22 protein-coding genes are annotated in these 23,781 nt (G+C 57.9%); 2 read left to right on the forward strand and 20 right to left on the reverse strand.

The window, feature by feature from the left end; translation table 11 throughout:
- Nucleotides 1-188 precede the first annotated feature (188 nt).
- The 20 genes from EP166_RS14775 to lhpI form a co-directional block, all read right to left on the reverse strand.
- Nucleotides 189-800: a lysoplasmalogenase gene (locus EP166_RS14775; protein WP_127558438.1), complete on the reverse strand. Its 612-nt coding sequence runs from the start codon at nt 798-800 to the stop codon at nt 189-191.
- On the reverse strand, nt 797-1,876 hold the full coding sequence (locus EP166_RS14780) for an EamA family transporter (RefSeq protein ID WP_127558440.1): 1,080 nt from the start codon (nt 1,874-1,876) through the stop codon (nt 797-799). Before EP166_RS14780 ends, EP166_RS14775 begins: the two co-directional genes overlap by 4 nt.
- 212 nt (nt 1,877-2,088) lie before the next feature.
- On the reverse strand, nt 2,089-2,517 hold the full coding sequence (locus tag EP166_RS14785; RefSeq protein ID WP_127558441.1) for a F0F1 ATP synthase subunit epsilon: 429 nt from the start codon (nt 2,515-2,517) through the stop codon (nt 2,089-2,091).
- A 17-nt stretch (nt 2,518-2,534) separates the two neighbouring features.
- A complete protein-coding gene (gene atpD / locus EP166_RS14790) occupies nt 2,535-3,944 on the reverse strand; it encodes a F0F1 ATP synthase subunit beta (protein ID WP_127558443.1) in 1,410 nt (469 codons plus the stop codon).
- Nucleotides 3,945-3,968: 24 nt separating this feature from the next.
- Nucleotides 3,969-4,835: a F0F1 ATP synthase subunit gamma gene (atpG, locus tag EP166_RS14795; RefSeq protein ID WP_127558445.1), complete on the reverse strand. Its 867-nt coding sequence runs from the start codon at nt 4,833-4,835 to the stop codon at nt 3,969-3,971.
- Nucleotides 4,836-4,879: 44 nt separating this feature from the next.
- Nucleotides 4,880-6,424 (reverse strand): F0F1 ATP synthase subunit alpha, encoded by a 1,545-nt coding sequence (atpA, locus tag EP166_RS14800; protein ID WP_127558447.1) that lies wholly within the window; start codon nt 6,422-6,424, stop codon nt 4,880-4,882.
- A 13-nt stretch (nt 6,425-6,437) separates the two neighbouring features.
- Nucleotides 6,438-6,974, reverse strand: coding sequence for a F0F1 ATP synthase subunit delta (locus tag EP166_RS14805; protein WP_127558449.1), 537 nt, complete (start codon nt 6,972-6,974; stop codon nt 6,438-6,440).
- Between the two features lie 9 nt (nt 6,975-6,983).
- The gene (locus EP166_RS14810) at nt 6,984-7,454 is read right to left on the reverse strand and encodes a F0F1 ATP synthase subunit B (RefSeq protein WP_028671025.1); all 471 of its coding nucleotides are present in this window, start codon (nt 7,452-7,454) and stop codon (nt 6,984-6,986) included.
- Between the two features lie 52 nt (nt 7,455-7,506).
- Entirely contained in the window at nt 7,507-7,734 is a 228-nt protein-coding gene (gene atpE / locus EP166_RS14815) for a F0F1 ATP synthase subunit C (protein WP_028671026.1), read from the reverse strand.
- Between the two features lie 99 nt (nt 7,735-7,833).
- On the reverse strand, nt 7,834-8,718 hold the full coding sequence (atpB, locus tag EP166_RS14820; RefSeq protein WP_127558451.1) for a F0F1 ATP synthase subunit A: 885 nt from the start codon (nt 8,716-8,718) through the stop codon (nt 7,834-7,836).
- Between the two features lie 37 nt (nt 8,719-8,755).
- Nucleotides 8,756-9,088 (reverse strand): hypothetical protein, encoded by a 333-nt coding sequence (locus tag EP166_RS14825; protein ID WP_127558453.1) that lies wholly within the window; start codon nt 9,086-9,088, stop codon nt 8,756-8,758.
- 339 nt (nt 9,089-9,427) lie between these two features.
- On the reverse strand, nt 9,428-10,312 hold the full coding sequence (locus EP166_RS14830; RefSeq protein WP_127558455.1) for a ParB/RepB/Spo0J family partition protein: 885 nt from the start codon (nt 10,310-10,312) through the stop codon (nt 9,428-9,430).
- Nucleotides 10,313-11,119 carry a ParA family protein gene (locus EP166_RS14835; protein ID WP_127558457.1) on the reverse strand — a complete coding sequence of 269 codons (807 nt, stop codon included), beginning with the start codon at nt 11,117-11,119 and terminating at the stop codon, nt 10,313-10,315.
- 10 nt (nt 11,120-11,129) lie between these two features.
- Nucleotides 11,130-11,777, reverse strand: a complete 648-nt coding sequence (rsmG, locus tag EP166_RS14840) for a 16S rRNA (guanine(527)-N(7))-methyltransferase RsmG (protein ID WP_127558459.1) — start codon at nt 11,775-11,777, stop codon at nt 11,130-11,132.
- Nucleotides 11,774-13,678: a tRNA uridine-5-carboxymethylaminomethyl(34) synthesis enzyme MnmG gene (gene mnmG / locus EP166_RS14845; protein WP_127558461.1), complete on the reverse strand. Its 1,905-nt coding sequence runs from the start codon at nt 13,676-13,678 to the stop codon at nt 11,774-11,776. Before mnmG ends, rsmG begins: the two co-directional genes overlap by 4 nt.
- Before the next feature lie 292 nt (nt 13,679-13,970).
- A complete protein-coding gene (locus EP166_RS14850; RefSeq protein ID WP_127558463.1) occupies nt 13,971-15,143 on the reverse strand; it encodes an iron-containing alcohol dehydrogenase in 1,173 nt (390 codons plus the stop codon).
- A 3-nt stretch (nt 15,144-15,146) separates the two neighbouring features.
- Nucleotides 15,147-16,550, reverse strand: coding sequence for an aldehyde dehydrogenase family protein (locus tag EP166_RS14855; protein WP_127558465.1), 1,404 nt, complete (start codon nt 16,548-16,550; stop codon nt 15,147-15,149).
- Nucleotides 16,551-16,571: 21 nt separating this feature from the next.
- The gene (locus EP166_RS14860; protein ID WP_127558467.1) at nt 16,572-17,942 is read right to left on the reverse strand and encodes a glutamine synthetase family protein; all 1,371 of its coding nucleotides are present in this window, start codon (nt 17,940-17,942) and stop codon (nt 16,572-16,574) included.
- A 90-nt stretch (nt 17,943-18,032) separates the two neighbouring features.
- Complete coding sequence (locus tag EP166_RS14865; RefSeq protein WP_127558469.1) at nt 18,033-19,307, reverse strand: D-amino acid dehydrogenase; 1,275 nt, start codon at nt 19,305-19,307, stop codon at nt 18,033-18,035.
- Nucleotides 19,308-19,310: 3 nt separating this feature from the next.
- Nucleotides 19,311-20,249, reverse strand: a complete 939-nt coding sequence (lhpI, locus tag EP166_RS14870; protein WP_127558471.1) for a bifunctional Delta(1)-pyrroline-2-carboxylate/Delta(1)-piperideine-2-carboxylate reductase — start codon at nt 20,247-20,249, stop codon at nt 19,311-19,313.
- A 455-nt stretch (nt 20,250-20,704) separates the two neighbouring features.
- Between lhpI and EP166_RS14875 the strand changes: the two genes are divergently transcribed.
- Nucleotides 20,705-23,056 (forward strand): 7TM diverse intracellular signaling domain-containing protein, encoded by a 2,352-nt coding sequence (locus EP166_RS14875; protein WP_164743959.1) that lies wholly within the window; start codon nt 20,705-20,707, stop codon nt 23,054-23,056.
- 101 nt (nt 23,057-23,157) lie between these two features.
- A complete protein-coding gene (locus tag EP166_RS14880) occupies nt 23,158-23,730 on the forward strand; it encodes a C40 family peptidase (protein ID WP_246026308.1) in 573 nt (190 codons plus the stop codon).
- The last annotated feature ends 51 nt before the right edge of the window (nt 23,731-23,781 follow it).

Below are 23,781 nucleotides of genomic sequence, written 5' to 3' on the forward strand. Positions count from 1 at the left end.
TCCACTGGCTGACCCGACTGCAGTATAGCCGCCCGGTCGCCGTGTATTATTGTTATTAAAGCGACAGTCTGACCCCGCACGCGGGCCAAAGGCAACCGATGGTCCGCGCCTCCGCTTTAGAAGTGCCTAATACTCAAAACCGAACGCTGACCTTGGCGTTCTGTTCATCAATCCCGTAACGCTTTTTTTCAATCCCGCAACAAAGCCCGCACAATACAGAACTGGGCCAGGTAATAAGTCAGCATCACTGCCCAGGGTTGCCCCGGGAACGGCGACGCGAACAGGCCAATGGCGATCAGAGAGTCTGACAGAATAAACACCGCCGCCCCGAAAAAAGCCGGGTACAACGCAAAACGGCTGTTCAAGGCCGCCACGCCCATGAACAAGATGGCGACCATGTACGCCAGCACCGGCACTGTAAGAGCTTCCAGGTTTGGCCAGCACCAGATCAGCACCGCCATGGCCCACACCAGCAAAAACACCACCCAGGCAAACCGGTCAGGCCGCCAGGCAAAGCGCCGGGCAAACAAAACACCGTACGTCAGCTGCGCCACCAGAAAAGCACCGAGCCCAAACACAAAGAGGTTCAGCTCCAGCAGCACATCACCCAACGAACTGATCAGAATAGCCACTAATAACAATGGCTTCGCTGGCACCGAAGGCGCACGCAACACGGCAACGGCCAGCAACCAGATCGGCGCCGCCTTAATCACCCACTCGAACGCAAAGGGCGAGCCCAGCATGGCAATCAGGTAGATCAGCGCCAGTGCCCAGTAGCTTTGTTTAATCGCAATGCTCATTCTGCTATTCCTTTGGCTTTTTGCCGTAATTGCGTCAACAGCAAGGTCAACGCAACACCCACGATGACACAGACAATGCCCAGCCACTGAGCCCCCGACACCGGCTCACGCAGCACCACAAGTGTCAGCAACGCATTGAACAGCGGCGCCGTGGTCATCATCAGCCCGGCTATGTTGGCGTTACTGGCCCCCACCGCCTTGATCCAGGAAAAGAACGCGACCAGCGACGGAAACACCGCCACATAAGCCACCGTCCACCACAAGTCAGTCGGTGGTATCAGAATCTCGCCGCGCAAAGCCCCACTCAGCCAGAACGGTACGATCATCAAACTGCCCAGACCAATGAAAAAGGTCAGCATGCCCACGCTGTTCACTTCCCAGACCGGCAGCTTCTTCAGCATCACCGAATAGAACGACCAGCTGATCAACCCGATGAAAAAGATACCGTCACCAATCAGCGACTGGCCGCCAATACTGAGCGCCATCTGGCCATCGGTCAGCACCACAAAGGCACCAAAGACTGCCAACGTGGCGGTGAGCCACTGGGCAACGCTCATACGGCCTATGCCCAGCCAGGCACTGAGCATAAAGATCATCACCGGCATCAGCGCCGCCATGGCGCCCACATTCACCGGCTGGGTGTATTTAAGCGCCCAGTACTGAAGCGTGTTGTACAACGTGACACTCAACAACGCCAGTAACAGCAAGGTCTTGAAATGAGTGCGATACCAGGCCCACTGGCGTCGGATGTGCGGAATACCAAAAGGCGCGATCAGCAAAAACGCCAGCCACCAGCGAAACTGGGACAGCGTAAAGGCCGGTAGAGACACCACGGCAATCTTGCCGACGATGGCGTTAGTCGCCCAAAAAAAGTTGGCCATCGCCGAGAAACCAATAGCGATGAGGAGCTGGCGTGAAGTCATTATTATTCGCGTATCGTTGGAATTTATTATGGAGTGGGAGTGTCGGGGTTTTGGAAGTGTGAGGCAAGTTTTAAGGAGCTTCGAGCTTCGAGCTTCGAGCTTCGAGCTTCGAGCTTCGAGCTTCGAGAATACAGTATTGAACCGAAGCCGCATGATGCTAGTGTCAGGTGCCGGTTATGCCTATCCGGGGTAGTCCGCAACATGGATGTTGCGGTCTAGGCCCCATGGAAGGGTTTACGCCGACCCCGGATAGGCATAACCGGTAACTGGCACGGACTCCTTCCACGACACCGAAACCAAACTCCGAATTTTACGCAAAAAAAAGCGACCCGAAGGTCGCTTTTTTGACAAGCCACTAAAGCCTGTTATTTCTTGCCGCGCAGTCGCTTCAGTTCGCGCAGGGTACGCAACTGGGCTGACGCACGCGCCAGATCAGCTGCCACCACGGCGAATTCTTCTTCGGCGATTTTGCTGGCGATAACTTTCTCGGCATCGGCTTTGGCTTTTTCAGCCGCCGCCATGTCAATGTCACCACCACGCAATGCGGTATCGGCCAGAATGGTCACGACGTGCGGCTGGACTTCAAGGAAGCCGCCGGATACGTAGAACACTTCTTCCGACCCGTTCTGCAGAATCAACCGAACCGGTGCCGGGTTCAGCCGTGTCAGCAAAGGCGCGTGGCTGGGCTTAACGCCCAACTCACCCATTTCGCCCTCACAAACGACGGTTTCAACCAGCCCCGAGAAGATGTTTTCTTCCGCGCTGACGATGTCGCAGTGTACTGTCATAGCCATGTTAACCCCCGGCGCGATCAGCCCTTCTTGGAGCGAGCGTTGTAAGCTTCCATCACTTCATCGATGGTGCCTTTCATGTAGAAATCCTGCTCGGGAACGTGATCGTACTCACCGTCCAGAATGCCCTGGAAACCACGGATGGTTTCTTTCAGCGACACATACTTGCCTGGCGCGCCGGTGAAAATCTCGGCCACGTGGAACGGCTGAGACAGGAAACGCTCAATCTTACGGGCGCGGGCTACAATCATTTTGTCTTCATCAGACAATTCGTCCATACCCAGAATCGCAATGATGTCCTTCAGCTCTTTATAGCTCTGCAGAACACCCTGAACGCCACGGGCACAGTCGTAATGCTCGTTACCGATAACCAGCGGGTCGAGCTGACGCGAGGTTGAACCCAGAGGATCAACCGCCGGGTAAATACCCAGTGCGGCAATATCACGGCTCAGTACAACGGTTGCATCCAAGTGAGCAAAGGTTGTGGCCGGTGACGGGTCGGTCAAGTCATCCGCAGGTACGTATACTGCCTGAACCGAGGTAATAGACCCGGTCTTGGTTGACGTAATACGTTCCTGCAGAACACCCATCTCTTCCGCCAGCGTCGGCTGGTAACCTACCGCAGACGGCATACGACCCAGCAGGGCTGATACTTCAGTACCGGCCAGGGTGTAACGATAGATGTTGTCCACGAAGAACAGAACGTCACGGCCTTCGTCACGGAACTTCTCGGCCATGGTCAGACCGGTCAGTGCGACCCGCAGACGGTTACCGGGGGGTTCGTTCATCTGGCCGTAAACCATGGCCACTTTCGATTCGGACAGCTTGTCCAGCTTGATAACACCGGCTTCGGACATTTCGTGATAGAAGTCGTTACCTTCACGAGTCCGCTCGCCCACACCCGCGAACACAGACAAACCACTGTGCTCGGTCGCGATGTTATTAATCAGCTCAAGCATGTTTACGGTCTTGCCTACACCGGCACCACCGAACAAACCAACCTTACCACCCTTGGCGAACGGGCAGATCAGGTCGATTACCTTGATGCCGGTTTCCAGCAGGTCCTGGCTTTGTGCCTGTTCGGCGTAAGTCGGGGCGTCGCGGTGAATGACCATGTGGTCATCGGCACCGATGTCGCCGCGCTCGTCGATAGGCTCGCCCAATACGTTCATGATACGACCCAGGGTCGCAACACCCACCGGTACGGTGATACCCGTGCCGGTGTTTTCCACGCTCAGTCCACGCTTAACGCCTTCGGTGCTGCCCATGGCAATGGCACGTACGATGCCGTCGCCCAACTGCTGCTGCACTTCCAGGGTCAGGTTTACTTCAGCGACTTTCAACGCGTCGTAAACTTTCGGTACGTTGTCACGCGGGAATTCCACGTCGACAACGGCGCCGATAATCTGTGTGATACGTCCGCTACTCATCTTCTGTATCCTCTCAAAACCGTTTTATGAAACCGCTGAGGCGCCACCCACGATCTCGGCGATCTCTTGGGTAATGGCTGCCTGACGCGCCTTGTTGTATTCCATATTGAGACTGTCGATCAGCTCCCCGGCATTATCGGTGGCGTTCTTCATCGCCATCATGCGCGAGGCCTGTTCGCAAGCCAGATTTTCCACCACGCCCTGATACACCACCGATTCGACATAGCGAACCAGCAAATGATCCAGCAGCGCTTCGGCATTTGGCTCGTAAATGTAGTCCCAGGTATGTCGGCGCGACGTCTCGTCTTCAGCGGCCTTCAATGGCAACAGCTGCTCAATTCCGGGCTTTTGCACCATGGTGTTCACAAATTCGTTGTACACCACAAACAAGCGGTCAATCTTGCCGGCATTGAAGTCGTCGAGCATGACTTTCACACCGCCAATCAGGTCACTCACAGCGGGTTTATCGCCCAGCTGCGTCATGGTCGCGACAACGTCGTAACCGCGTGACTTGAAGTAACCCGTACCCTTGCTGCCAATGGCACACACTTGCACCGTAGCGCCCTTCTGTTTCCAGTCGGCAACGTCTTTGGCGACTTGCTTGAACAGGTTGACGTTCAACCCGCCACACAGTCCGCGATCGGTTGAGACTACGATGTAGCCCACCCGTTTGACGTCGCGTTCCATCAGATAAGGATGACGGTATTCGGGGTTGGCGTTCGCCAAATGCCCGATCACCGCCCGGATTTTGTCAGCATAGGGCTTGCTGGCGTCCATCCGGTCCTGAGCTTTACGCTTTTTACTCGCAGCGACCATCTCCATCGCGGAAGTAATCTTCTGCGTGTTTTTAATGCCCGATATTTTCGTGCGAATCTCTTTTCCGGCTGCCATAGCAATGCCTCAGTTCAATCGGCTGTCCGAAGACAGCCGGTGAATTACCAGGTCTGCGTTGCTTTGAATTTTTCCAAAGCGTCCTTCAGCGAACCGGCAATCTCGTCGTTGTAGTTGCCGGTATCGTTGATCTGTTTCATCAGATCCGCGTGTTCGCTGTTCATGTAGGAGTGCAGTGCCGCTTCAAACCGACCGACTTCTTTGATTTCCAAAGCTTTCAGGTGGCCTTCGTTGGCGGCGTAAACTGAGACAGCCATTTCTGCAACCGTCAGCGGTGCATACTGGCCTTGCTTCATCAGCTCGGTAACGCGCTGACCATGCTCCAGCTGAGCCTTGGTCGCTTCGTCAAGATCCGACGCAAACTGGGAGAATGCCGCCAGTTCACGGTACTGTGCCAGAGCGGTACGAATACCACCGGCCAGCTTCTTGATGATCTTGGTCTGGGCCGAGCCACCCACACGCGATACCGAAATACCGGCGTTCATCGCAGGGCGAATACCCGCGTTGAACAGGTCAGTCTCCAGGAAGATCTGACCGTCGGTAATGGAGATCACGTTGGTGGGTACGAACGCAGATACGTCACCACCCTGGGTTTCAATGATGGGCAGTGCGGTCAGAGAACCCGTTTTGCCCTTCACTTCACCCTTGGTGAACTGCTCAACGTATTCAGCGTTCACGCGCGAGGCGCGTTCCAGCAAACGGGAGTGCAAATAGAAAACGTCACCCGGGAAGGCTTCACGGCCCGGCGGACGACGCAGCAGCAGAGAGATCTGACGGTATGCGACGGCCTGTTTGGACAGGTCATCGTAAATGATCAGAGCGTCTTCACCGCGGTCACGGAAGTATTCACCCATGGTGCAACCAGCATACGGCGCCAGGAACTGCATGGACGCAGGTTCTGAGGCCGAGGCGGCAACAATGGTGGTGTATTCCATGGCACCGTGCTCTTCCAGCTTGCGCACCACGTTGGCGATGGTCGATTGCTTCTGACCGATCGCCACGTAGACGCACTTAATGCCGGAGTTTTTCTGAGCCATGATGGCATCGACGGCCAGCGCGGTCTTACCGGTCTGACGGTCACCAATGATCAGCTCACGCTGACCACGGCCAATCGGCACCATGGCGTCAACGGCTTTATAACCGGTCTGAACCGGCTGGTCGACCGACTGACGGGCAATAACGCCCGGCGCGACCTTTTCCAGCGGATCGGTCAGGGTGGTTTTCACCGGGCCCTTGCCGTCGATCGGGTTACCCAGGGCGTCGACGACGCGACCGAGCAATTCCGGACCAATGGGAACTTCCAGGATGCGACCGGTGCACTTACAGGTCTGGCCTTCGGCCAGATCCTTGTAGTCACCCAACACGATCGCACCAACAGAGTCTTGTTCCAGGTTCAGGGCCATACCGAACAGCCCGTTGTGGAACTCAATCATCTCACCAGACATGACATCGGCCAGACCATGAATACGCACGATACCGTCGGATACGCTGACGATGGTGCCTTCGTTCTGGGCCTTGGAGCTGGTATCGAGTTTGCCGATACGCTCCTTGATGATGTCACTGATTTCTGAAGGATTCAGTTGCTGCATTCTTTTTCCCTCACTAGGAATTCATTGCTTCAGCGAGTTTCGCCAACTTGCCGCGGACCGACCCGTCGATGACCGTGTCACCGGACCTGATCACCACACCGCCCAGTAATGACTCGTCGATTTCGACGGTCAACTGCACCTGGCGGCTGAATTTGGCGGTCAGTTTGTCGGCCAGCGTCTTTTGCTGGCTGTCGCTCAAGGAAAATGCACTGGTCACCAGAACATCGGCGGTTTTTTCCTGCTCCGCTTTCAGCACTTCGAACTGTTCGCTGATCTCGGCCAGCAGTGCAAGACGACGATTTTCTGCCAGAACGCTGACCAGGTTAGACCCGCCCTCGTTCAGAGCATCGCCGGCGAGTTGCTGCAAAGTTTTGGCTTTGTCAGCGGCGGACAGCTCAGGGTTGGCAATGAGACGTTCAACCGTCTCATGCTGACTGATAGCGGCCAGTGTCGACAATTGCGTCGACCAGGCGTCCAGTTGCTTACTGTCCAGAGCTGCGTTGAACGCGGCTTTGGCGTAAGGACGGGCCAGCGTACTTAATTCTGCCATGATCCCTCCTTACAGCTCGGCTGCCAGCTTATCCAACAACTCGCTGTGTTTTTTCGCGTCGACTTCGGAGCCCAGAATGCGTTCCGCACCGGCCAGGGTCAGTTCGGAGATCCGGCTGCGCAGTTCTTCCCGCGCGGCGTTCACTTCCTTATCAACCTCGGACTGGGCAGCGGCCACAATGCGCTCACCTTCTACACGAGCTTCAGCTTTCGCTTCATCAACCAACTGCGCGGCGCGCTTGTTGGCTTGCTCGAGGATGGCAGCGGCTTCCTGCTTGGCTTCCTGCAGCTTTTTCGCCACATCGTGCTGTGCCAGTTCAAGATCTTTGGCAGCACGGTCGGCAGAATCGAGCCCTTCGGCAATTTTCTTCTGGCGGGCCTGCATGGCATCCATAATTGGAGGCCATACAAATTTGGCGCAGAACCAGACGAAAATGGCAAAGACGACGATTTGTCCAATAAACGTTGCGTTGAAATTCACGCCTTCACCTCGTTTTGGTTGGTTTAATCAGAGTACCCAAAGGACCGATTGATTAACCAGCCACTACGAAGATCAGGTACATCGCGATACCAACACCGATAATGGGGATCGCATCTACCAGGCCGGCAACGATGAAGAATTTGGTTTGCAGCATGGGGCCCAGTTCAGGCTGACGTGCTGTAGAGTCCAGCAACTTACCACCCAGCAAGCCGATGCCAATAGCAGCACCGATTGCACCAAAACCCATCATGATCGCAGCGGCAACAAATACCAGTTCCATGTTTTTCTCCTAAGTTTTCTATCGTTAAGGTTTAGAGCTTTCAAGTTAAAACGTTTTTTCAAAATCCGGGGCAGCCATCGAGCCTACCCGACGACCCGACTAGTGGTCTTCGTGGGCCTGACTCAGGTACACGATGGTCAACACCATAAAGATGAACGCCTGCAACGGAATGACCATGATGTGGAAAATAGCCCACGCCATTTGCAGTACGCCACCAAACACAGCGAAGAAGATGCCGGCACCAAACATCAGCGCGATCAGAATAAAGATCATTTCCGCTGCGTAGAGGTTACCGAACAGACGAAGACCGAGAGAGAACGGCTTCGCGATCAGTCCAACCAGCTCCAGGAAGAGGTTGAACGGAACAAAGATCCAGTGATTAAACGGTGTGAACGACAACTCCTTGATGAAACCAAATCCCTTCACTTTGAAGGAGTAGTAGATCATCAGGAAGAATACAAACACCGCCGTACCCAAAGTGATGTTAGGGTCGGTCGAGGGAACGATCTTCTGATACTTCACGCCCAGCAGTTCAAGCGTGTAGGGGATCAAGTCGACCGGAATGATGTCCATCAGGTTCGACAGGAACACCCAGACGAAGACGGTCAGCGCGATCGGAGCAATCCAAGGGTTCTTACCGTGGAAGGTATCCCGCACCTGGCTGTCAATGAACTCGACGATGGTTTCAACAAAATTCTGCATGCCTTTGGGCACGCCCTGAGTGGCTTTCATGCCCACTCGCCAGAACGTAAACAGAAAAATCGCACCCAGAAGAACCGACCAGATCATGCTGTCGACATGAAACGCCCAGAACCCCATTTGGTTAAACTCTGCGGAACACGCCCCCAGAACCCACTGAGTGGTTTCCAGCGTCGAGCCGTCGCACATCGTTGCACCCGCTTCCAACTTCCCATAAGTGAGGTTGGTCAGGTGGTGCGAGATGTACTCACCCGCATTGGCATAACTGCCTGCTTCACTTGCCATATGTCACTTTACCCCTATTGGCCGCCCGTTAGAGCGGTTACTTAACCAGAATCGGTGCCAACATTGCTGACAGGGTGTTCAGTACGACCACTACCAGCAACATTGTTGTGGCATTCAGGTCCGGCTGGGTCACCCACACCGGTATCAAACCTGCTGCCAGAATAATCCATTTGCCAAACAGCCCCTGGGACGTCGCGACCACGAAGAGGGCTGTGTAGCGCGAGCCGAAATGCCGCAGGCTGCGCCAGGTAAAATAACTTTGTGCCACCACACAGAGGGCACCGGCCAGCATCACTTCAAACCAGACATCCGGGATCACTACGGCCACTGCCAGGCCGAGGATCAGGGCGGTAACTGCCTGACATGTCACCAGCCGCCAGGCCGAGGGCCGGGGAACCGGTTTGGGCCTTGCTTGTTGAAAAACCACTGTTCTGTCCCGGTTATTGTCGTTTGCCCTGTTAATCATCCCGTTCAGCGGTATTCGTAGGGCTGAACGGTCGGGCGGTTTGGGCGCCTTTCCCAAGGCTTGCCCCGCTTATCATCCGGGTTTGAGCGGTACCGTGCCATTGGAGGCTCGGCAAAACTCGGCAGAGTATATTGGAGTCGGCTAGTCGCATCAACACGCAACACACTCTCTTTCCGACCAAGCCACGTCCGGGCAAATGGCTGTTTTTGAACGCAATTTGACACGACCGAACACTGTCAGGCCCTACTTTACGTGGTTCAGGATACCGTCGAGCTCATCCAGGCTGTTGTATTTGATCACCAGGGAGCCCTTGCCGCGCGCGCCATGCTTGATCGACACGGTTGCGCCCAGGCGCTGCGACAGCATCTCCTCCAGGTTTTGGATGTTGGCGTCGGCTTTGTGCTCCGAACGATCCAGTCCGGTTTTTTTGCCTTCGACCAGGTTGCGCACCAATTGTTCGGTCTGTCGCACCGTCATGCCCTTGGCAACCACCTGGCGCGCCGCTTCTATTTGCTGCTCGCCCTGGACACCCAACAACGCCCGGGCATGGCCCATTTCCAGGTCGCCGTGCTCAAGCATACGGCGTACATCGGCTTCCAGACTGATCAGTCGCAGCAGATTAGTCACTGTCACCCGGTTTTTGCCGACGGCTTCGGCCACACCGGCCTGCGTCAGATCGAATTCCTTCTGCAGGCGCTGCAGTGCCAGCGCTTCTTCCATCGGGTTCAGATTTTCACGCTGAATGTTTTCGATCAGCGCCATGGCGATAGCGTCTTCGTCAGAGACATCGCGAATCACGGCTGGAATCTGATCCAGCCCGGCCATCTGTGAAGCGCGCCAGCGGCGTTCACCGGCAATGAGTTCGAAGGATTCAGGGCCCTGTGGACGCACCACGATGGGCTGCATCACGCCCTGGGCGCGAATGGATGCGGCCAGTTCTTCCAGCGCATCGGCCGACATGTCGCGCCGCGGCTGGTAGGTGCCCCGATGTATCCACTCGACCGGCAGCATGCGCAAGCTGCCATCGTTGACGTGGGAGACCGGCTGATCGGCAATGGCCTCGACTTCCCGTCGGGTAGTGATCAGGGCGTCCAGGCCGCGTCCCAAGCCTCGTTTCTTAGCTGCCATTTACACAGATCCTGTCAAATGTTCGGTATCGGGTGGCTTGACGCCCTCGACCCGGCGAACCAGCTCTCCGGCCAGCGCCAGGTACGCCAGCGCGCCTTTGGAGGAGCGGTCGTACTGCAATACCGGGGTGCCATAGCTGGGCGCTTCCGCCAGCCGCACGTTGCGCGGAATCACCGAGCTGAAAAGTTTGTCGCCAAAGTGGTTTTTTAGCTGATCGGATACATCGTTGGTCAGGCTGTTGCGCGGGTCGTACATGGTGCGCAGCAGGCCGCCGATTTCGAGCTTCGGGTTCACCACTTTCTGAATGCTTTGAATGGTGTCCATCAATGCGGCCAGGCCTTCGAGTGCGTAATACTCGCACTGCATTGGGATCAGTACCTGCTCGGCGGCGGCCAGGGCGTTTACCGTCAGCATGTTGAGCGACGGCGGGCAGTCGATAAAAATATAGTCGTAATGGTGCTTCACTTCGGCCAGGGCATACTGCAGCCGGTGCTCTTTCATTTTCACCGACATCAGTTCCACTTCGGCCGCGGTTAGATCGCCGTTGGCAGGCAGCAGGTCGTACCCGGCTTCGGGTGTGGCGACAATCGCCTCGGCGCAGCCGGCTTTGCCGGTGATCACATCGTAGACGCTGAGGTCGATGTCATTCTTGCTGATGCCACTGCCCATGGTGGCATTGCCCTGGGGGTCCAGATCCACGACCAGCACCTTGCGCTTCATCGCCACCAGAGAGGCGGGCAGATTGGTGGCGGTGGTGGTCTTGCCGACCCCGCCTTTCTGGTTGGTAATGGCAAAAATATGTGTCAAAGCCGAATCCTTATGTCGTTCGGGCCGACAACTGTACCAGATGTCGCGCGTCCGCACTGAGTAAAGCGCTGCCCGGAACGGTAAGCGGTGTGACCCGATCGACCTGGATATCGCCCGGCAAGGCAGCGATCTCATCGGTCGGGTACAGTCCTTTCATGGCCAGAAAATGGCCACCCGGTGCCAGCAGATGCCGGGATTTTGCCACCATATCGGCCAGGGTGGCAAAGGCACGTGACGATATTTGTGAGAAGGTGCGCCCTGGCTGCCAGGCTTCGAGGCGGCTGTGCACCACGGCAACGTTAGAAACACCCAGCTCCAGCTTCACTTGAGTCAGAAAACGAGTCTTCTTGCCATTGCTGTCGAGCAGCGTAACGGGCTTCTCCGGGTCTACCAGCGCCAGAATCATGCCTGGCAGGCCCGGCCCGGTGCCGACATCCAGTAAATCACCCGGGCCAACGAACGGCAGTATCGATAAGCTGTCGAGCAGGTGCCGGGTAATCATTTCCTCGGGCTTGCGCACCGAGGTCAAATTGTAGGCCTTGTTCCACTTGGCCAGCAGCGCATGGTAAGCCAGCAACCGTTGTTGAACAGCCGCCTCAAGCTCAATATTCAGTTCAGCCAGACCGTCGCTTAACAGCGATGCATAGCGCTCACTCATGCGCTGTGCTTCTCAACCTGAGCGGCCTTGCTGGCGGCGGACTGCTTCTTCAGATGAATCAGCAACATTGAGACTGCCGCCGGTGTGACCCCGGAAATACGCGAGGCTTGCGCCAGTGTTTCCGGCCGGGTTTGCTTCAATTTCTGCTTCACTTCATTCGACAGGCCGCCGATGGCGTCGAAATCCAGTTCGGCCGGCAGTTTCATACTCTCGTGGCGGCGCAGGGTGTCGATGTCGTCCTGCTGGCGCTGGATGTAGCCTTCGTACTTGGCACTGATCTCGACCTGTTCGCTCACGGCTGGGTCGAGCGATTCAGTCGGCACCAGTTCGGCGATGTCGGCATAGGTCAGTTGCGGCCGTTTCAGCAGGTCACGCAGCGTCGTCTCGCGTGACAGCGGCTGTGCCAGTTTGTCGTGCAATGCTTGCGCCTCGGCCGACTTCGGCTGTACCCAGGTGCTGTTCAACCGCTGGGTTTCACGGGCAATGGCTTCCTGTTTGGTGCTGAACGCCGCCCAGCGGGCGTCATCGACCAGGCCCAGTGACCGGCCGGTTTCGGTCAACCGCGCATCGGCGTTGTCTTCACGCAGCAGTAAGCGATATTCGGCGCGACTGGTGAACATCCGGTACGGTTCCAGCGTGCCCATGGTGATCAGGTCGTCCACCAGCACACCCAGATAGGCTTCATCGCGGCGCGGCGTCCAGGCGTCTTCACCGGCAGCACGACGGGCCGCGTTGACCCCGGCCAGCAGGCCCTGGGCGGCGGCTTCTTCGTAGCCGGTGGTGCCGTTGATCTGACCGGCGAAGAACAGATTGCCGATGAACTTGGTTTCCAGGCTGTGTTTGAGGTCACGCGGATCGAAGTAATCGTATTCGATGGCGTAACCGGGCCGGGTGATGTGGGCGTTTTCGAAGCCCTTGATGCTTTGAATAAAGTCGATCTGAACGTCGAACGGCAGGCTGGTGGAGATGCCGTTCGGGTACATTTCGTAGGTGGTCAGGCCTTCAGGCTCGACGAACACCTGGTGACTGGTCTTGTCGGCAAAGCGGGTGACCTTGTCTTCAATCGACGGGCAGTAGCGCGGGCCGATGCCTTCGATTTCACCGGCGTACATGGGCGACTGGTGCAGGTTGTCGCGGATGATGTCGTGCGTGCGCTCGGTGGTATGCGCGATCCAGCAGGCCACCTGACGCGGGTGCTCTTCGACACGGCCCATATAGGACATCACCGGCAGCGGCGTGTCGCCCGGCTGTTCGGTCAGTTGGCTGTAATCGAGGCTGCGGCCGTCGATGCGCGCCGGGGTACCGGTTTTCAGCCGGCCCACCCGGAATGGCAGTTCACGCAAACGCTGCGACAGTGCATTGCTGGGCGCATCGCCCATGCGGCCGCCGGAGTAGTTCTGCATGCCAACGTGGATTTTGCCGCCCAGGAAGGTGCCGGCGGTCAGCACCACGGTGGTGGCCATGATGTGAATACCCGTCTGGGTCACAACGCCAGTAACCACGTCGTTTTCCAATAACAGGTCGTCGGCCGACTGTTGAAACAGTTCAAGGTTCGGCTGCAGCTCAACGATTTCCCGAATCGCGGCCCGGTACAACTGGCGGTCGGCCTGAGCGCGGGTGGCGCGTACGGCCGGACCTTTACGGCTGTTCAATACCCGGAACTGGATACCGGCGCGATCAGTCGCACGCGCCATGGCGCCGCCGAGGGCGTCGATTTCCTTGACCAGATGACTCTTGCCAATGCCCCCAATGGCGGGGTTGCAGGACATGACCCCGACGGTATCGGCGTTGTGGGTCAGCAGCAACGTCTGGGCACCGGTGCGGGCAGACGCGAGCGCCGCCTCGGTTCCGGCATGACCGCCACCGATCACTATGACATCGTAACGCTTGGGAAATTGCACTGAACACCTCGGGTTGAACTGAGCCGGGGCCTGGTGATCAAATTTTCACCAAATCCCGGAAAATGGGGCGCAGATTATACGGATTAACAGGGGCGTTTGGCACCCCCTTTTCTTACTGTGGCTCGGGCTTGTTTGGCGGCTTTGGTCCGCGACGGGCACCGGTGGGTGCCTCTGCGGGGGTCGGCGTGAATCCGTCCATGGAGCCTAGACCGCAACATCCATGTTGCGGACTACCCCCGCAGAGGCACCCACCGCCACCCATCGCTCGCTTTCCAGTCAATTCTGAATGCTTTTACAACCGACCATGAACCGCTTTTCGAAATACTTCAGTCAGCACGGCTGCGTTCAACGGTTGTGGGTTGCCACCGGCTGAGGGGTCAACGGCGGCGAGGCGGCCGACCTCGTATGCCTGATCGTCAGGCACGTCGATCTCAGCCAGGGTGTGGGGAATGCCCAGCTCACGCCGGAAATCCAGCACCCACTGCAGCAAGGCGTCGAAGGAAGTGTCTTGCAGGCCTACTGCCTGGGCGACCGGTACCATGCGGTGCTCAATGCTGGCGCGGTTGTGCACCATGATGTAAGGCAGTACCACGGCGTTGGTGAGGCCGTGATGGGTGTTGTACATGGCGCCGACGGCATGGGATATGGCGTGTACGCCACCCAGCCCTTTTTGAAAGGCGATGGCGCCCATGCTGGCCGCAGTGAGCATTTTGGTGCGCGCTTCCAGGTTGTTGCCGTCTTTGTAGGCGACTGGCAGCGACGCCGCGACCAGGCGCATGCCTTCCAGCGCGATACCTTCACAGATCGGGTGAAAGCCCGGGGCGCAGTAGGCTTCGAAGCTGTGGATGAAGGCATCCAGACCGGTTGCGGCGGTGATGTGGGGCGGCAAGGCGGTGGTGACTTTCGGGTCCAGAATGACGGCGACTGGCAGCATCTTCGGGTGAAAGACGATGATTTTGCGGTGTTCGGCTTCGTTGGCGATGACCGAGGCCCGCCCGACTTCCGAGCCGGTACCGGCCGTCGTCGGAATGGCGATGACCGGAGCGATGCCATTGGCGTCGGCGCGGGTCCAGTAATCGCCGATGTCTTCAAAATCCCAGATCGGTCGGGTCTGGCCCGACATAAAGGCAATGGCCTTGCCAACGTCGAGACCGCTGCCGCCACCGAGGGCAACGACGCTGTCGTGCCCGCCCTGACGATAAGCGGTTACGCCCGCTTCAACCATGGGGCCAGTCGGGTTGCCTTCCACGTCGGCAAAGAGTGCCGCGCTGAGACCAGCACTGGTCAGCGCCGCCAGGGTGTCTGTCACCATGGGCAAGCCAGCGAGCCCACGATCGGTGACCAGCAGCGGCGCCTTGAAGCCCAGCTCCTGGCACAGCTCGGGCAGTTCCTTCAAACGGTCCGGGCCAACCAGGATGCGATTGGGCATGCCCCAGTTTGCGATTAACGAGGTGTCGGTGGTCATGGGTCAGCCTCCGCTGGGCAGTCGTAAGTGAAAACTCTTGGGTTGGGTCAGGGCGTCGTAACCGATTTCGGATAGCGAGGCACCCCGGCCAGTGTGTTTGACGCCGGTCCAGGCCAGGGCCGGATCAAGTACATCGCAGCGGTTCATAAACACCGTGCCGGTCTGGATCTCGCGCCCGAGGCGTTCGGCAGCGTCCAGATCCCGCGTCCAGATAGAAGCGGTCAGGCCAAATTCGCTGTCGTTCATCAGTTGAATGGCTTCTTCATCCGACGCCACCGTCATGATGCCGACTACGGGGCCGAAGCTTTCTTCGGTCATCACGCGCATGCTGTGATCGACACCGGTCAGAATCTGCGGTGCCAGGTAAGCGGTGCCGGGTTTATCTTCAGGGAATTCTCCGGGCTGAATCAGCGCTTTGGCGCCGGCCTTGACGGCGTCGGCAATCTGGCCGCGCACGAAATCGGCCGCCGAGGCTTTGACAAGCGGGCCAAGCGTAGTCGACTGTTTCAGCGGATCGCCCAGCACCAGTTTGCGGGTTTCAGCGACCAGCGCATCAATAAAGGGCTGATACACATCCTGATGCACATAGATGCGTTCCACTGAACAGCAACTTTGGCCGCTATTGAAGAATGCGCCGTCGGCCAGGTTGACCGCCGCGTCTGCGATATCGACATCGGCCCGCACGTAAGCCGGGTCTTTTCCGCCCAGTTCCAGCGCGGTACCGGCAAACTGTCCGCTGTCGGCAATCGCCTGTTGAATGCTCTGACCGCCGCGCACTGAACCGGTAAAACTGACAAAGCGAATCGCCGGTTCTTTCAAAATAGCCGCCGAGGTGTCGTGGCTTATCGTGACGGCCTGAAAAACGCCTTTTGGCAATCCAGCCTGTTCCAGAACCCGTTGCAACCGCTCGGCACACAACAGCGTTTGTTGTGCATGCTTAAGCAACACCGCATTGCCTGCCGCCAGCGCCGGCCAAACCGTATTGACCGCCGTCATGTACGGAAAATTCCAGGGCGCAATGGTCAGCACGACGCCAACCGGGTCGCGCCGGATGTAGCGTTTAAAACCGGGTTTGTCGGGCATTTCCAGATCGGCCAGGGCACGCGGTGCAATGTCCAGCATGTAGCGGGCGCGTTCGCTGAAGCCATTCACTTCACCGCCGCCCTGAGCAACAGGGCGACCCATCTGCCAGGCCAGTTCTTCTGCTAACTCGTCGCGCTGCTCATCAAGCAGTTCAACCGCCCGCTCCAATATTTCCAAACGCTGTGCCAGCGGCATGGCTTGCCATTTTTTCTGTGCGGCCGACGCTTGTTTTACAGCTTCACGGGCCTCAGCCTCGGTTAGATAAGGCCGCTCGGCATACTGGGCGGCGTTTACCGGGCTGATGATTTTTGCCATCTCAGTCATTCTTGGCTTCCTGTTAATCGTCTAGATGATTTCAAAGTAGCGCTGCAATTCCCAATCGGTAATCGCCTTTCGGAATTCCCGTTCTTCCCATTCGCGTGTTGCCGCGTAGTGATCAACAAAGGCGTCGCCGAAGAGTTCGCGTGCAGCGTTTGAGGCGCGCAAGCGACCGGCAGCATCCATCAGGGTGGCGGGCAGGGTGCGTTCGGGCGAGAACTCGACATCGTAGGCCGTGCCGGCGATGGGCGCGTCCGGCTCGACCTGGTTTTCGATACCCCACAGGCCTGAAGCCAGTGCCGCCGCCAACGCAATGTATGGGTTAATGTCTGCGGCTGAAATGCGGTATTCGACACGTTGTGATTTGGGTGAGCCGGGGATCGCACGCAAGGCACAGGTACGGTTTTCAATGCCCCAGCTGGCCGCCGTGGGTGCCCAGGCACCCGGAATCAGGCGGGTGTAGCTGTTGACGGTGCAAGCGATCATCGCCAGGAACTCAGGCATTAATGCCTGTTGTCCGCCGATGAAGTGTCGCATGGTCTCAGACATCTTGTGTTCGCCACCGGCTTCATCGTAAAACGCCGAAGTACCGTCTTTTTTGTGCAGCGATACATGCATGTGACCGCTCTGGCCCGGGTAGTCGGCCGACCACTTGGCCATGAAAGTGGCCATCATGCCGTTGCGCTGGGCGTAAACCTTGGTGAAGGTTTTAAACAGCGCGGCTTTGTCGGCGGCGTTCAGGGCGGAATCGACCGCCAGGGCCGCTTCCAGTACACCGGGGCCGGTTTCGGTGTGAAAGCCTTCCATCGGCATGTCCATGGCGTTGCAATAATGCATGAAGTCGTTGTAAAACTCGGCCATCACCGAGCTGCGCAATACCGAATACCCGAAAAAGCCGGGCGTGATGCTGGTCATCTGCTGGTAGTGTTTGTCGCGCACCGACTTGGGGGTTTCTTCAAACAGGAAGAACTCGAATTCGCAAGCGGCAAGTGCGTTGAACCCAAGGCCGTCGGCACGCTCCAGTACACGACGCAGCAAACCGCGCGGGCAAATGGTTTCGGCCGGGCCAGTGAATTCACAGAGGAAAAACAGGGTATTGCCTTCCGACGGGATCTCCCGGCAGCTGTCCGGTACGATGTTGACCCAAGCATCCGGGTAGGCCGTGTGCCAGCCGGTGTAGTCGACGTTGTCGTAGAGTTGGTCGTTACTGTCCCAACCCAGCACCACATCACAAAAGCCGAAGCCGCCTTCCAGTGCCGACAGGAATTTACTGCGGCTCATGTACTTGCCGCGCAGTACTCCATCAATGTCGAATACCCCGACTTTTATCTGGCTGGCATTGCGCTCTTCAATAATGGCTTTGGCGTCTGCTTTGGTTTTTACATCTCTGGGCTGCATCTCAACACTCCTTTTGAACTGGCCTATAGATATACCTCTCCCGCCTGGAAGAGTCATCGGTTTGGCTTAAAAAAATCTGAAAGATGCTGTTCAGCCAAACCGGTCAGGCCGAAACGCACCAAGGTCGACCGCCGGTGGCTCACCGTCGACCAGTTGGCCCACTATCTGTGCACTCCCGGCTGAGAGTGTCCAGCCGAAGGTGCCATGCGCAGTGTTGATGAACAGGTTGTCAGCCGGGCCCTTGCCGATGGCTGGCGGGCCGTCCGGTGTCATCGGCCGGAACCCGGTCCAGGCTTCGGCCGTCTCCAGATCGGCAGCCCCCGGGAAACGCATGGCGGTGGCACGTTTCAGCGTGTCGAGTCGGCGGGCAGGTATGTCGCGGTTAAAGTCAGCCAGTTCGACAAAACCGGTTACCCGCAGCCGGTCGTTCAGCCGGGTGGCCACCACTTTGAATTCATCGTCGATCACCGTCGATTGCGGTGCTTTGTCGGGGTTGGTCAGCGCCGCCGTCAGCGAGTAACCCTTGACCGGGTAAAGCGACAATTTCAGGCCAAACTCCCGGGCAACCTCCGACGACGCCGCACCGGCACAGAGCACAAAAGCATCGGCTTCGAGCTGTTCGACAGCACCCGGTTCATTGGCACGGGTCAGCACCAGGGCTACGGGCTTACCGGCCTCGGTAATGACCTCGGCAACCGACTGGCCGTAATGGAAGGTCACACCCTGCTCAGCGCAAACGTCAGCCAATGCCCGGGTAAACTGGTGGCAGTCACCGGTGCCGTCGTCTTTCAGGCGCAAGGCGCCCAGGATCGGCGGGTTGCGGGCCAGGCCGGGTTCGACCGAATACACCTCATCGGGTTCCAGCATTTGATGTTCTATGCCCAGACGTTGCAACAGCGCCGCGTTGTCGCGCAAACCTTGCTGGCTTTTTGCATGACTGGCCAGTTCCATCAGCCCTCGGTGGCCACCGGAAAAATCGAAGGGGTGTTTCTGTTCGATGTCGATAAAACAGTCGCGACTGTAGGCCGCCAGCTTCAGCATGGCGACTTTGTTCGACTCGAAGAGCCCGGGCTGGCGAGCATAGCGCCAGGTATCCCAGAGAAAGCGCAGCGTCGACAGTGACGGCGGTTGTTTCATTTTCAGCGGGCCGTCAGCCGAGAGCAACCAGGGCAATGCCTTGCCAATCATCGCCGGCGACGCCCAGGGGTAAACGTAGCCATAGCTGCGCTGGCCTGCGTTGGCCTTGCTGGTTTCCATTCCCGCGGATGACTGAGGGTCAATCACGCTGACCGTATGGCCACGCTGGCGCAAGGCCCAGGCGGTCGTCACACCGACCACACCGGCTCCAATAACCGCTATATGCATGCTTCAGGCTCCTGAGTACTGCTGCCAGACTTCGATGGCGGCGGCCAGGTCTTCCAGCGACGCACCGACCGATTTAAACACCGTAATCTCCTCGCCGCTTTCGCGGCCCGGGGTTTTGCCACGCAATAGATCGGCCAGGTCGGCGCAGACATCGTCGAATGTGAAGTCGCTTTCGTCCATAGCCTGCAACAGGTCACCGGCCTCTCCCCGGGCACCCGCGTAGGTATCGACGTACACCTTGCCGCGAGTTATGGCCATGCTGTCGCACTCGCGCATGGTGGGTCGAAAGGCACCGACCAGATCCAGATGCGCACCGGGTTTGAGCCAGTTGCCTTTCACCAGGGCCTCGGTTGACAGCGTGGCACAGCTGACGATGTCGGCCTGGCTCACGCCGTCTGCCAGGTCGGTTACAACACCGGTTTCAAAGCGGTCCTGATACTGCATTGCCAGCGCTGCGGCTTTCTCCGGGTTGCGCCCCCAGACCTGCACTTTCCGAATGGGCCGCACGCTGGCGTGGGCTTCAATCAGCATGGGGGCCAGCTTGCCGGTGCCGAGCACAAGCAGTGTTGCCGCGTCTGGGTGCGCCAGTTCCCGCGCGGCCAGTGCCGACGCAGCGGCGGTTCGACGCCGGGTCAGCTCGCTGCCATCGATGCAAGCCAGGGGCTGACCGGTCTCGCCATTGCTGAGTAAATAAACCCCGGAAATCGCCGGCAAGCCGGCGGCCGCATTTTGCGGGTAGACGTTGACCATTTTCACACCCACGTAACCGTCCTTCTGCCAGGCGGGCATCAGCAGCATGGTGGCCTCACCGTCTTTGCGATGCATCGCGTGATGATGGCGTGGAGGCGCTTCAACACCGTCGACAAAGGCGCTCGCAATACGCTCGATCAGTGCCGGCCAGGCGAGCAACCGAGCCGCCTGTTCGCTGCTAATGACTTCCATTGAATGCCTCCATGTCCAGGATTGACGCTGTTCAGATTAGATTTTCATCATACGAGGCTGACCCTCTGTTGCAAGCACCGTACTTTTTGTTGGGTTATCGCTGTTGCTGACGGGTACCGCCATAGCGAGCGTTTCCCTAACGGCCTGGACAGCGTTTACAACCCGGACACCCGGCCGTTTATGCCGGCCCATATACAGACACCGCTGAACGAAAGCGTCCGGTTTTCAATGAAAAACGGCTATTTGCTGGGCGCACTTGAAGAAAAGGCAGGTGTAAACATCAGTCTAAGTGTTAAGCTGGGCCTGGATGCATTGTTCTGAATACGCCGATGACATCAAAAGGACAGCTTGCCACGACAGGGAATCGAGACACCGAACCGCCTTCCAGAGGCCGGTTGGGTAGCTGGGTCCCGTGGCATTCCCCCCCCTTACAGCGATGCATTAGCATCGCCTCTGTGCTGACGTTTCTGGCGTTCAGCCTGTCAGGCCTGCTGTATACCAGTGCGGTCAGTGCCGAGATCCGATTGTCGCAAATCAACAACCATCTTACGCTGAATGCACTCAACGGTGGGCTGTTGCCCCTCGATACGCCTCCCAGCCTCGATGCCTTGCCGCAGACGTTCGATAGCACCCCGAATTTTGGTTATATCCGGGACGACCAGAAGGCCTGGCTGGCCCTGAGTGTGGTGAACGATACCGAGCAATCCGAGTGGACGCTGGCCATCAACGCCGAGGCTGCCGATTACGTGGATGTCTATTCGGTTTTGGCGGGCCAGGCCATTAACCTGAATGCCCCCCTGTTTATCGCTGGCGACCGCCGCCCCAGCGACCTGCGCCGCTATCCGTTCCCCGGGTACCTGGTGCCAATCGTCATTGCCCCCGGTGACACCCGGGAAATCTACATCGCCGCCTATGGCCGCAGCACCCTCGCGCTCGACGTCAGTCTGAACGATGAAACGGCCCAGATACACTCGGCCACCCGCGAAATGCTGCTCGATGTACTGCTGATCACACTCAGTGGCGCCATGCTGCTGTTCAACCTGGTGATGTGGCAGGTAGACAGAGACCGGTTCCGCTTCAATTACCTGATCTACCTGAGCGGCATGATTCTGTTTTCGGTATACAACTCAGGGGTTGGCTACCTCTACCTCTGGCCCGATTCCGTCTTTTTTCAACAAAATGCGGCGTTTTTCGGGCTGGCGATGTTCTTTTGGGGCGGCTACAGTTTTTGCCAGCATTTCCTTCGAACCCGTACTCACTACCCGCGGTTGCACCATGTGCTGAGCGGGTTGCGCTGGCTGGGTATCGCATCAATCCCCTTTGGCCTGCTGGATATGATCAGCCACGCGGTCACCATAGTGACTCTGGCCAATCTGATCTTTTTTGTAACGGTTATCTATCTCGGCATCAGTGCTACCCACAAGGGTCTGAACTCGGCGCCGCTGTTTCTGATCAGTTGGTCGGGCATGGTGATCTGTGCCGTTATCTACAACCTCTATGTGCAGGGCGTGCTGCCCTCCAACTTCTTTGTACAACGCGCCCTGTTGTTTGGTGTGGCTTATGAGTCGCTGTTGATGTCGGTGGCTCAGGCCAATTATCTGCGCAACGATCATCGCGCGCGCGAGGAGCGTGAAGCCGAAGCCAAAGAAGAAGCCTTGCAGACCCTGGCCCGGCTCGATCAGGCCTTACAGGATGCACGCGACGCCAACCGCAGCAAGGATGAGTTTCTGCGTCTGGTCAGCCACGAGTTGCGCACCCCCATCACCCACGCGCTGGGTGCACTGGCCGAACTGGCCAGCAGCCCGCTGAAAGCTCGGCAGCAGGAATTGCTGTATTTGCTGCAAAACGCGACTCACACCACTCACCACCAGGTGGAAAGTCTGCTTTCCTACGCCGAATTACTGGCCTACCCGGTGGTCAGCCGCCCAGCGGTGGTTGACGTTCGCAGTCGACTTCAGGATTGCCAACACCGGCTGTCAGCGGCTTTCTCGACCCACGGCCGGGCCTGCTCCCTGATCGGGGCCGACACCTTGCCCGGCGCCTTGTCACTCGACTGGCACAACACCCAGCATATTCTGGATCACTTGCTCGACAATGCCCTGCAGCACAGCCAGTCCGGCGATATAGAAATGAGCGCACATTTCGACGCCACTGCCCAGCGGCTAAACCTGACCCTGCGCCAGCCCAACCCCATTGATACCATTCATACGCCACCGGTGACCGACCTGGCCAACCACGAAAGTCCGACCGACAAATCCTCCCTCACGGGCCCAACGCTCAACCTCTATCTCAGCCAGGCCTTTGCCGACATTCTGGGCGCCGAACTGAGCCGCGAGCAACAGGCCGACCACACCCTGACCCGACTAAGCCTGCCTTGCACCAGCGCGCCCGAGCAGGAAGGCGGTACTGCTGAGGCGGCGCCCCTGGCAGGCAGCAAAGTCCTGATCGTCGAAGACAACCTGCTTAACCTGAAATTACTGACCGCCATTCTGAAACGAGAGCGATGTGAACTGGAGGTTGCCTACGACGGACTGGGTGCGGTGGAGCATGCCGCTGCGATTAAGTACGACTACATTTTGATGGATTGTCAGATGCCGAAGATGGATGGCTTCGAAGCCACCCGTCAGATCCGCAAAAGTGATGGCCCCAACGCCAACACCCCCATACTGGCGATCACCGCCAACACCATGGAACGCGATCGCGACGAAGCCTTCTCGGCGGGCATGGATGACCTGATTCCCAAACCCTTCTCCCGCCCGATGCTGGTAGAGCGTCTGCTGCACTGGCAACAGGGCCGCTCAACCTGACTGCCCGCTGAATCCGGCCCGCCATCTTTACGCACAGCGACTGGCCCGTGCCGGCATCGCGAGGTAAGGTTGCTATACAGAGTTTTGACAGACCGCTGACGATGCCTACAAAACCGATGTTCCCAGCCGACAACCCGACGCCCACCTGCCACCTGCGCAGCCTGCTGCTGATCACCACAGCCAGCCTGTTCCTGGCCGGTTGCGCTGGCTACCAGAGCTATGAAGCCGGCTCGTACAGCCAGCCGGTCGCTACCGGTCAATCCACACAATCACCCGGTAACACCGGCACCGCACCTTCCAGCCATTCCGCCGTCGTAAGCCAGTTACAACAGGTTTACCAGCGCTATCAGGGCACGCCCTACCGCTATGGCGGCACCACGCCCGCCGGGTTTGATTGTTCAGGGTTCATCGTAACGGCCTACCGGGAAGGACTGAACCGCATCGTGCCCCGCACCACTGAGTTGATGTTAAGCCAGGGGCAGTTTGTACGGCGCGACCAGTTGCGCGAGGGGGATATCGTTTTCTTCCGCATCGGCGGAAAAGACCAGCATGCGGGTATTTACCTGGGGGATGACCGCTTTATTCATTCGGCCACGTCGGTTGGCGTAACCGAGTCATCACTCGGCAACGCCTATTGGCAACAGCGGTATTCTCAGGCGAGACGTTTTCTTTAGTGGTTTGGTTTCGGAGTTCGACTTTGTTGTGTTGCCAAAAATCCGTGCCAG

The sequence above is a fragment of the Saccharospirillum alexandrii genome (assembly GCF_004000275.1).
Taxonomy (GTDB): Bacteria; Pseudomonadota; Gammaproteobacteria; order Pseudomonadales; family Natronospirillaceae; genus Saccharospirillum; species Saccharospirillum alexandrii.

Coding starts and splice junctions, on each gene's coding strand:
- EP166_RS14775 (WP_127558438.1), bottom strand. CDS start 800: ATGAGCATTGCGATTAAACAAAGCTACTGGGCACTGGCGCTGATCTAC.
- EP166_RS14780 (WP_127558440.1), bottom strand. CDS start 1,876: ATGCGGCTTCGGTTCAATACTGTATTCTCGAAGCTCGAAGCTCGAAGC.
- EP166_RS14785 (WP_127558441.1), bottom strand. CDS start 2,517: ATGGCTATGACAGTACACTGCGACATCGTCAGCGCGGAAGAAAACATC.
- atpD (WP_127558443.1), bottom strand. CDS start 3,944: ATGAGTAGCGGACGTATCACACAGATTATCGGCGCCGTTGTCGACGTG.
- atpG (WP_127558445.1), bottom strand. CDS start 4,835: ATGGCAGCCGGAAAAGAGATTCGCACGAAAATATCGGGCATTAAAAAC.
- atpA (WP_127558447.1), bottom strand. CDS start 6,424: ATGCAGCAACTGAATCCTTCAGAAATCAGTGACATCATCAAGGAGCGT.
- EP166_RS14805 (WP_127558449.1), bottom strand. CDS start 6,974: ATGGCAGAATTAAGTACGCTGGCCCGTCCTTACGCCAAAGCCGCGTTC.
- atpE (WP_028671026.1), bottom strand. CDS start 7,734: ATGGAACTGGTATTTGTTGCCGCTGCGATCATGATGGGTTTTGGTGCA.
- atpB (WP_127558451.1), bottom strand. CDS start 8,718: ATGGCAAGTGAAGCAGGCAGTTATGCCAATGCGGGTGAGTACATCTCG.
- EP166_RS14830 (WP_127558455.1), bottom strand. CDS start 10,312: ATGGCAGCTAAGAAACGAGGCTTGGGACGCGGCCTGGACGCCCTGATC.
- rsmG (WP_127558459.1), bottom strand. CDS start 11,777: ATGAGTGAGCGCTATGCATCGCTGTTAAGCGACGGTCTGGCTGAACTG.
- EP166_RS14850 (WP_127558463.1), bottom strand. CDS start 15,143: ATGACCACCGACACCTCGTTAATCGCAAACTGGGGCATGCCCAATCGC.
- EP166_RS14855 (WP_127558465.1), bottom strand. CDS start 16,550: ATGACTGAGATGGCAAAAATCATCAGCCCGGTAAACGCCGCCCAGTAT.
- EP166_RS14860 (WP_127558467.1), bottom strand. CDS start 17,942: ATGCAGCCCAGAGATGTAAAAACCAAAGCAGACGCCAAAGCCATTATT.
- EP166_RS14865 (WP_127558469.1), bottom strand. CDS start 19,307: ATGCATATAGCGGTTATTGGAGCCGGTGTGGTCGGTGTGACGACCGCC.
- lhpI (WP_127558471.1), bottom strand. CDS start 20,249: ATGGAAGTCATTAGCAGCGAACAGGCGGCTCGGTTGCTCGCCTGGCCG.
- EP166_RS14880 (WP_246026308.1), top strand. CDS start 23,158: ATGCCTACAAAACCGATGTTCCCAGCCGACAACCCGACGCCCACCTGC.